The following is an 8,234-nucleotide window of genomic DNA, read 5'->3' on the forward strand; positions in this document are numbered from 1 at the left end:
ATCCCTTGACCGACCTCACTATCATCCCATGTCTATAGACGATGGGCTTTCTCGTTCGGAAAATCTGTAAAAAGAAGTCACAGTCCCTCGAACATTTTTCTTAACACCTTCTGTGATTAATGTATCTAGTGAGGGCAAAGATACACCGATACCTAGACTAGAGATCGACAATAATATAGTGATCAAAACTAATCCAGTTTCTTGATTGATAAATAATAAAGGAACACCGATGATTAAATTTCCACTGAAAATAAGCCACTTCATTAATACTTTATCGTCCTTTATTTTTTTGCTCGACAAATAGGATGCAACACATAAGATTAATAATGGAATGGCTAACATAAAACCTTTGGCTACCCCATTAATTTGATACTGATTTTCAAGCAAATTGGAAAAGTGAAATTGATAGCCGAATAAAATAAACATATTCAACCCACCAATAAGAAAAATCGCCACTAACCAGCGACCATTTTTCTTAAACGTTGCTTTAATTTTTTTCATCGATGAGGAAAAAGTTGGTTTGTTTACTTGTCTTTGTTTTGGAACTTTTACTAAAAGAAGTACAAGAACAATTGAAATAAGTGAAAAAATCGGCACAAATATAAATGGCATGTACCAAACAATTAGAGCAAGTGCTGCGCCAATAATTGGGCTTAATACTTTTCCAAATGTATTCGATGTTTCAATAATACCTAAACCTTTACTAACATCCTCTTCAGCTTGATACATATCACTAACGGTAGGAATCACTACTGGGAAAGCACCAGCAGCTCCGATACCTTGAATAAACCGACCGATCATTAGCCATAAATAAGGTTCTTCCACTCGCCAACCAGCAAAAGCGGCTACCCCGCCCCCGATTACGGTAATGATTAAACTTGGAATAATCACTTTTTTTCGACCAAATCGGTCGGATAAGTAACCAGCAATCGGAATTAATAAAATAGCTACAATCGAGTAAATTGTTATGATTAAGCTCGATTGAAGTTGAGAAATATTCAATTCAGTTTCAATCACTGGTAAAACGGGAATTAACATCGAATTACCTAGTGTCATCACTAGTGGAATTGATGCCAAGGCAAATAAATCAAGCTTCTTACTTTTCATCATTTATCATCCATTCAATCAGCATTTAAGATCTTTAGCTATTTTAGGCTGAAAAAACTTTTTCATACTTAAAATTTGAATGATGATAAAAAGTGACATGTTTAGCCCGTGAAAAAGTTCAATGACAATAAGATCATGACAAGTAACATGACACCGTAAATAAATACATCAGAGTTACTGATTACTTCCTCCATTTTGTTCAAAATCGTACGCGTTTTTAGAATAAATCGATCGAACATTGGCGTATAATAACCACTTTCAAGGTCTAGTCTTTTTGGTAAATGAAAATGGAATAATTTAAATCGTACGCCGACTGTGTAGATAATCATTCCTAAAATATAAATAACGATCATATTCGTAAATTCACTCATGTTAAATAAATTAATGTTCATTAAATATTGTTCAATAAAGCTAAGGTCAAAATTCAAGCTTGTTGCGGCTGGAATAATAAAATGATCAAGCAAAGCATTGGGAAATACGCCAATCAGAATAACAGCAATGGCTAAAATGACCATTCCAAGAGTCGCCAAATTATAATCATCTTTGACATCTTTAAACTTTTCGTTTTTCTCGCCAAAGAATACTTGTGAAATAAGCTTAATAAATGATGCTGCGGTACAAGCACTAACAAAAATAAATATATACTCAGCCCAAACAAAGGAAGAATGACCATATAGGTGAGCTTCTGCAACCGCATGGTGAATGAGAGATTTACTAGCAAAGCCATTAAAGAAAGGCATCCCGGTAATTCCGAACGCTGCGATAATACCGATCAATGCGGTGAAAGGCATTTGCCGAGATAATCCTCCGATTCGGTACATATTTTTCTCTTTTGTTTTAAAATAAACAGTCCCTGCTACCATAAATAATAAACTTTTAAAGATGCCATGGTTAATCATATGGTAAGTAGCACCTGCAAAACCCATTGAACCATCAAAGCCAAGATAAGCAGCAACACCTATAGCCATAATCACATAGCCCATTTGACTAACACTGTGATAAGCAAGCATTCGCACCATATTTTCTTGTTCCAAGGCTGAAATGACTCCGACAACCATCGTGAATACACCTAGCCAGATCACAACAAAACCAATTTCCTCCAAAGTGATCATCATTGCTTGTACGTTGAGATCGGGTCGAAATTGAGCTGATTCAATCACAGAAACAAACAGTCTTAAAATACCATAACCACCAATTTTCATTAAAATTCCTGAAGAAAGGGCGTTTACTGATAAGTGTGACTTCGGATAAATAACCGGTACCCAATGATGCAGTGGTGCCATGCCTGCTTTAATCCCAAACCCTAGAATAAATAAAGCAGCTGAGACATACTTGATGCCACCGAATTCGCCATATTTTTCAGCAATTGTGACCCATTCGTAATTTTGTGTTAAAGAAGACAAGACTAGAATTCCAGCTAAAATACTAAGACCACCGATAATCCCAAAATAAATGTATACTTTTCCTGCCTCTAGCACTTTTTGTCCTCTTTGATGTACCATTAAAACATATGAAGCAAACGTCATAATTTCAAAAAACATTAAAAAGCTGATTAAGTCTCCTGCCATCAACGTTCCGATCGTTGAGATATAGGTCAGCATAAAAAACAGATAAAAACTTTTTTCCCGGCCACGCCCTTTAATTTCATCAACTGTGTAAAGATTGACGACAAGGAAGATCACACCTGCAAAAATCATAAATAGTAAACTAAGTAAATCAATCCGGAAAACAATTCCATTCCCAAAAACATTGGCAATTCTCCATTCCATAGGACTTTGAATAACCTCTGGATAGACACTGACTAATAATAAAGTTGTCAACAAAATAACCACACTGACTGAAAAACGTCTTAATTTTCGTCTTGTGCTAATTTTACCTAAAAGCGGGATTACTAGTATTTCTAATAAACTGATTAGTAAAATAATAATTGGTAGTGAGTATTCAAGTATCAATTGAATAACGTCCATTTTTATCCCTCATTCTTATCCATCTTATTGAAATTTTCAATTTGACATTATTGGCCTACAAAAGTTGGAATTGCCTGTTCAATCACATTCATAATTAGGTTTGGAAACAGACCGATAATAATGATTCCAAAGCCTAAAAGTGCCATTGATAATTTCATAGTTAGAGGAATTCCTTTTGTATCCGAAATGGGTGCAGATTCTATTTTTTCTCTTAAAAAAGCTGAAACGACAATAGGAAAATAGTATAGTGCATTTAAAAAACTACTTAACAAAATGACAATTAAAAGTTCAATATGACCTGCATCTATAACTGCAACTCCTAAATACCATTTACTCATAAATCCACTTGTCCCTGGGATACCGATCATTCCTAACATGCCAATCATAAAAACGCTCATTGTAATCGGAATATCATAACCGATCCCATTCAAATCTTTCACATTTCTTTTTCCAGTTAAATAAATGATCGACCCTGCGCTTAAAAATAAAGCTGTTTTCATAAATGCATGAGAAACAATATGGAAAAAGGCTGATGACATACCGAGTTCTGTCGCTAAGCCTAAACCAAGAAATATGTATCCGATCTGGGCAACGCTCGAATAAGCAAGTCGCCTTTTTAGATCTGTTTGTGTTAGGGCAAAAACAGATCCCATAATCATACTTAACACACCAAAAATCATAATGTAATTAGTCACACCGATATTTTGTAAAACATCATTGCCAATCACGCGGTAGATGATTTTGACAACTGAAAAAACATACGCTTTGACAATTAAACCAGATAGGAACGCGCTCGATGGCGACGGCGCACTCGAATACGCATCAGGTAACCAATTATGTAAAGGAAAGATCGCTACTTTAATCCCAAATCCAGTTAAAATAAAGCCCATCGCTAATAAAATATTTAATGGGTATTGTTCCCAAACCAAATTAATTTGTTCAAAAATAAGCGTAACATTCAAGTGGCCTGTTACCATGTAAATAAAGGCAAAGCCCATTAAAACTGAAACAGACCCTATCGAGCCCATAATTAAATACTTCATACTTGCCATCAGGGTCGCTTTATCATTTTTTATTGAAATAATGGCAATCGCAACAATCGATAAAATTTCAACAAACACATATAAATTAAAAATATCATTCGTAAAAATAATCCCAATCATTGCAAATAGCCCTAAGAATAATAAAGTGTAATAGTTAGGTATTCTTGCAGGTTCAATTTCATGTGGTAAATCTCTGAACGAATAAAGCACAATCAAAATTGATATGATTAATACGATTACCGTTAGAAGAGCTGAAAATTCATCGACTAGAAATTCAATCCCAATTCCTCGCTCATACGAACCGAATGTATAACTATGTGGTGAAGAACGATTATATACGATTATCAGCTCAACAATAGCCATCGATAAACTAACACCTAATACCGATAACATGGTAATCATAAAACCTTTTCCTGTTGTTTTTTTCTTAAACGGAATTAAAATAGCACAGGCTAATAGTAGGATCATGATATAAACAGGGAAATGTGTACTATTCATTTGCTTCCACACTCCTTATTTTGTTAATTTCATCTAATTCAATCGTTCCATAAGCCTGATGGATTTTAACAATTAGACTGAGTGCAAAAGCTGTAATACTTACCGTTACAACTATTCCAGTTAAAATCATCGCCGACGGTAATGGATTAATGAATAATTGCTCTCCAGTCAATGGATCGATGATCGGAGCCTCCCCGCCTTGTACATAACCAATTGAAATGAAAAATAAAAATATCGCTGTTTCCATAATATTAATCCCAATTATTTTTTTAATTAAATTGGGGTGGGTTAAGACTGTATACAATCCAATTACAAACAGAAACATTGTTCCGATATAATTTATATTATTTAAGATTATGCTGAATTCAAATGACATCATTCTTCCTCCAACATCGTATGAAATAGAGTAACGACTGTACTCATAACTTTTAGACCAATCGCAAAAGTCACAATAGGAATAAAGCCAGCACTTAAGAGAGAACCTAGTGTACCGATTGGAAATCCTACATCGATATTAGTTAAAAATTGTTGTCCGAGAATAATGCCGATTAAACCAATCGTCATATAAAGCAAGATTCCACCAGATTCTAGTTTAGATGTTACTTTATGTGGCATTCTTTTTTGCCCTGGTTTCAATCCAAAAGCAATCGTGTAGAGAACAATACTCGCTGCAAAGATTGCTCCTCCTGAGAAGCCTCCGCCTGGAGATAGATGACCATGTAGAATGACATATAAACCGTAAGTTTGAATGAATGGTAGGATCATTCTTGTAGTCACTCGAACAAATAAGTCATTCATGGATATCCTCCCCTTCTTTTTTACCTTTGTGATTAATAATTCCTAAAATTGAAACGACAGCTGTAATCCCTGTAAATAGAACGGTTATTTCACCCAGTGTATCAAAAGCACGATAATCTGTTATAATTGCAGTTACAATGTTTGTACTTCCGGTATCATTAGCAGCATTGTCATTATAATAATGTGATATTTCATTAAAAGATGGGTTATCCAACTCCCCCATCGGAGGCAACTCAGTGATCGTTGTTAACAAGACAATAAGCAGTCCACTAAGTAAGATTAAAATGAAAATTTTTCTCATTTTTCAGTCCTCCTTGTTCGGCTAATGACTACAATGAACAAGTTCGTTGTTATTCCAACACCGATTGCTGCTTCAGTCATTGCCACATCAGGTGCGCGTAATAGTAGCCATAAAATCGACATAACTAATCCATACGATGCAAAGATAACAACAGCACTTAGTAAATCTTTTGTTCTTTCAACAGCTATTGCTACTACAATTAAGAATAAGATAAGAATAAGATTAAAAATTTGCATGATGTCGCCTCCTGTTAATTTTTCCGATCTTTATAATAAGCTGCTTTTGCGATAATGTGAGCTGCTACAGGGTTGGTTATGTAAATAAAAATTAGGATAACTAGTAGCTTAAGGCTGACTGGATCAAAACCTTTATAAACAATCAAAGCTAAAAGTGCTAGTCCAGCACCAAGCGTATCGCTTTTAGTTGTTGCATGCATACGACTAAATACATCAGGAAGTCGAATTAGGCCCAATGTACCAACCATAAAGAAAAAGCCACTACCTAAGATAAGAATAAGTACAATAATCTCTTTAAGCACGGTTTCTACCTCCTAATAAAGCTTACCCTTCTCAATATATTTAGAGACTGCTATTGTTGCAATAAAGCCCATCATCGCATAAATTAATGCGACATCAATAAACATATACTGATCTGTTATAACAGAAATAAGTGCAATCAGAACGGTTGCTTTCGTTGTAATGACGTTAATTGAGACAACTCGATCTGCAGCAGTTGGACCAGCATATGCACGATATAGACAAACAAAAGTGAGCAAGCCTAAAAAGATCGAAATTCCAATAAACACATTTATACTCATTATTTTTTCTCCTCTAACTTTAATACTTGTACTTCTAATGTACTGCCTTCCATGCCTTCACCAAAATTACCATTTAAAGCATGGACAAAATACCCATCTTCAGTCATATCAACAGTTAAAGTTCCTGGCGTTAGTGTAATCAGATTTCCATATAACACCTGATTAAAATCTTTCTTTGGATTGACTGGCGTTGTGACAAAGATTGGATTGATTGGCATGTCACGTTTTAAGACAACTTTTGCGACATCAATATTTGCTTTTATAATCTCTATGATAAGAATAGCGATCAAAACTAAGAAATCCCAAAGAAAGCGTAAGGTAATAGGTCCACCATCACGCTCTGTAAAAATAATGTCTTTGTTTAAGTAAAGAATGACGATCACACCAACACTACCAACTAACAAAGATTCTACAGATATGCCCGCATTAATAATATGCCAAAAGATTAATAGAATAAAAAACAGAAAAATGAAATTCTTTTTAACCTTAATTATTCATATGAGAGGTCGTCATCTGAAGACACTTCGCGTTCCGCGGGGATGGCCTTAGCTAACTTTTGTAGCAAAAATCGCTACAAAAGTGGATCTTCGGCTCATCCGATTCCCGCTGGAGTCTTCGTGTCTTCAGATGACTATACATTATTTCCGTTCACCCTTTAAGTGAGTGCGTACATATAAACGAAAGGCATTTAGTTAAGCATTATCAATTACTTTGCGATAAACTATGAATAATTTAGGTTTTAAATAAAGATAGTGGTTTTTTCATTAAGCACCTCTCTGAGATATGTCGTTTTTGACAACAATTTTAATTATTCTGTCATCTATAATAACTTATTATTAAAGAATAAAAAACCTTTTAGTTGAAAAATATTGAAATAACAATAATTATTTTTTCTCCTCTAATTTTAATACTAGTTTTTCTAAGATAAAACCATCTAGTCCTTTTGCAAAATTTTCATTCAGGGCATGGATAATATAACCGTCTTTTGTAATATCAACTGTTAACGTTCCTGGTGTTAAATTGATTACATTAGCGTATAACATCTTATTAAAGCCTGGATTATTCACAGCCATATCAAAAACCTTAAAGAAACTGTATCAAATCAATTAAAAATAGCCAATCGATCTTTCACTAATTAAGTGAAAAGGAGCCCGATCTTTGATATTGTATAAGTGTCTAAACAAACACAAATCAAGGAGGACTCCATAATGAAAAGTGTAATCGAAAAGTCACTTCATTTCAACAAAATGATCAAAGTTAATTTTGACGGTGGAAATTTAACCTCAGACTCAGGGCTAATATTGTACAAAGAGTTCGATGAAAAGATTGGATTAAGCCAGTCTATTCAAGAAACCCTTCAAGTCAAAGACCCTGTAGACCACCGAGAACATCCCAATCCTGATGTTGTCATTCAAAAAATTTATCAACATATTTCCGGTTATCACACAGATGACCATGCGGATGAATTAAAATATGAACCGATGTTTACCACGATTCTGGATAAGAGACGATTAGCTTCACAACCGACGCTGTCACGCCTAAATCAAAAATTTGATCAAGAAACGATGAAGCAACTCCAACAGGTCAATCAAAAATTGAACCGACGCGTTCAGAAGCTTAAGCCAAGCGAACATTTTGTTTTTGATTTAGATTCAGCCAATTTCACGACTTGTGGCAAACAATACGGCACAGATTACAATGCC

12 protein-coding genes are annotated in these 8,234 nt (G+C 34.7%); 1 reads left to right on the forward strand and 11 read right to left on the reverse strand.

All coding sequences use genetic code 11. The features are described 5' to 3' along the window. Positions 1-21: 21 nt before the first annotated feature. The 11 genes from ABD814_RS02265 to ABD814_RS02315 all read right to left on the reverse strand — a co-directional run bounded on the left by ABD814_RS02265 (position 22) and on the right by ABD814_RS02315 (position 7,604). The gene (locus ABD814_RS02265; protein WP_344909922.1) at positions 22-1,107 is read right to left on the reverse strand and encodes an MFS transporter; all 1,086 of its coding nucleotides are present in this window, start codon (positions 1,105-1,107) and stop codon (positions 22-24) included. Positions 1,108-1,208: 101 nt separating this feature from the next. Further along, the gene (locus ABD814_RS02270) at positions 1,209-3,074 is read right to left on the reverse strand and encodes a complex I subunit 5 family protein (protein ID WP_344909924.1); all 1,866 of its coding nucleotides are present in this window, start codon (positions 3,072-3,074) and stop codon (positions 1,209-1,211) included. A 47-nt stretch (positions 3,075-3,121) separates the two neighbouring features. Continuing rightward, a complete protein-coding gene (locus ABD814_RS02275) occupies positions 3,122-4,615 on the reverse strand; it encodes a proton-conducting transporter transmembrane domain-containing protein (RefSeq protein ID WP_344909926.1) in 1,494 nt (497 codons plus the stop codon). Beyond that, the gene (locus ABD814_RS02280) at positions 4,608-4,991 is read right to left on the reverse strand and encodes a cation:proton antiporter subunit C (RefSeq protein WP_344909928.1); all 384 of its coding nucleotides are present in this window, start codon (positions 4,989-4,991) and stop codon (positions 4,608-4,610) included. Before ABD814_RS02280 ends, ABD814_RS02275 begins: the two co-directional genes overlap by 8 nt. Then, positions 4,991-5,413 (reverse strand): MnhB domain-containing protein, encoded by a 423-nt coding sequence (locus ABD814_RS02285; protein WP_344909930.1) that lies wholly within the window; start codon positions 5,411-5,413, stop codon positions 4,991-4,993. The genes ABD814_RS02280 and ABD814_RS02285 overlap by 1 nt, the downstream gene beginning before the upstream one ends. Continuing rightward, positions 5,406-5,714 (reverse strand): hydrogen gas-evolving membrane-bound hydrogenase subunit E, encoded by a 309-nt coding sequence (gene mbhE, locus ABD814_RS02290; protein ID WP_344909932.1) that lies wholly within the window; start codon positions 5,712-5,714, stop codon positions 5,406-5,408. Before mbhE ends, ABD814_RS02285 begins: the two co-directional genes overlap by 8 nt. Then, entirely contained in the window at positions 5,711-5,950 is a 240-nt protein-coding gene (locus tag ABD814_RS02295) for a hydrogenase subunit MbhD domain-containing protein (RefSeq protein ID WP_344909934.1), read from the reverse strand. Before ABD814_RS02295 ends, mbhE begins: the two co-directional genes overlap by 4 nt. Before the next feature lie 14 nt (positions 5,951-5,964). Continuing rightward, positions 5,965-6,252 (reverse strand): monovalent cation/H(+) antiporter subunit G, encoded by a 288-nt coding sequence (gene mnhG / locus ABD814_RS02300; protein WP_344909936.1) that lies wholly within the window; start codon positions 6,250-6,252, stop codon positions 5,965-5,967. 12 nt (positions 6,253-6,264) lie between these two features. Beyond that, on the reverse strand, positions 6,265-6,531 hold the full coding sequence (locus ABD814_RS02305) for a monovalent cation/H+ antiporter complex subunit F (protein ID WP_344909938.1): 267 nt from the start codon (positions 6,529-6,531) through the stop codon (positions 6,265-6,267). Further along, positions 6,531-7,025 carry a Na+/H+ antiporter subunit E gene (locus tag ABD814_RS02310; RefSeq protein ID WP_344909954.1) on the reverse strand — a complete coding sequence of 165 codons (495 nt, stop codon included), beginning with the start codon at positions 7,023-7,025 and terminating at the stop codon, positions 6,531-6,533. Before ABD814_RS02310 ends, ABD814_RS02305 begins: the two co-directional genes overlap by 1 nt. Before the next feature lie 390 nt (positions 7,026-7,415). After that, the gene (locus tag ABD814_RS02315; RefSeq protein WP_344909940.1) at positions 7,416-7,604 is read right to left on the reverse strand and encodes a Na+/H+ antiporter subunit E; all 189 of its coding nucleotides are present in this window, start codon (positions 7,602-7,604) and stop codon (positions 7,416-7,418) included. 135 nt (positions 7,605-7,739) lie between these two features. On the opposite strand from ABD814_RS02315, the gene ABD814_RS02320 reads away from it, so the two are divergent. Continuing rightward, the coding region (locus ABD814_RS02320) for a transposase (RefSeq protein WP_344909942.1) at positions 7,740-8,234 on the forward strand (495 nt) is incomplete at its 3' end.

This window comes from Amphibacillus indicireducens, assembly GCF_039539605.1.
Classification (GTDB): Bacteria; Bacillota; Bacilli; order Bacillales; family Amphibacillaceae; genus Amphibacillus; species Amphibacillus indicireducens.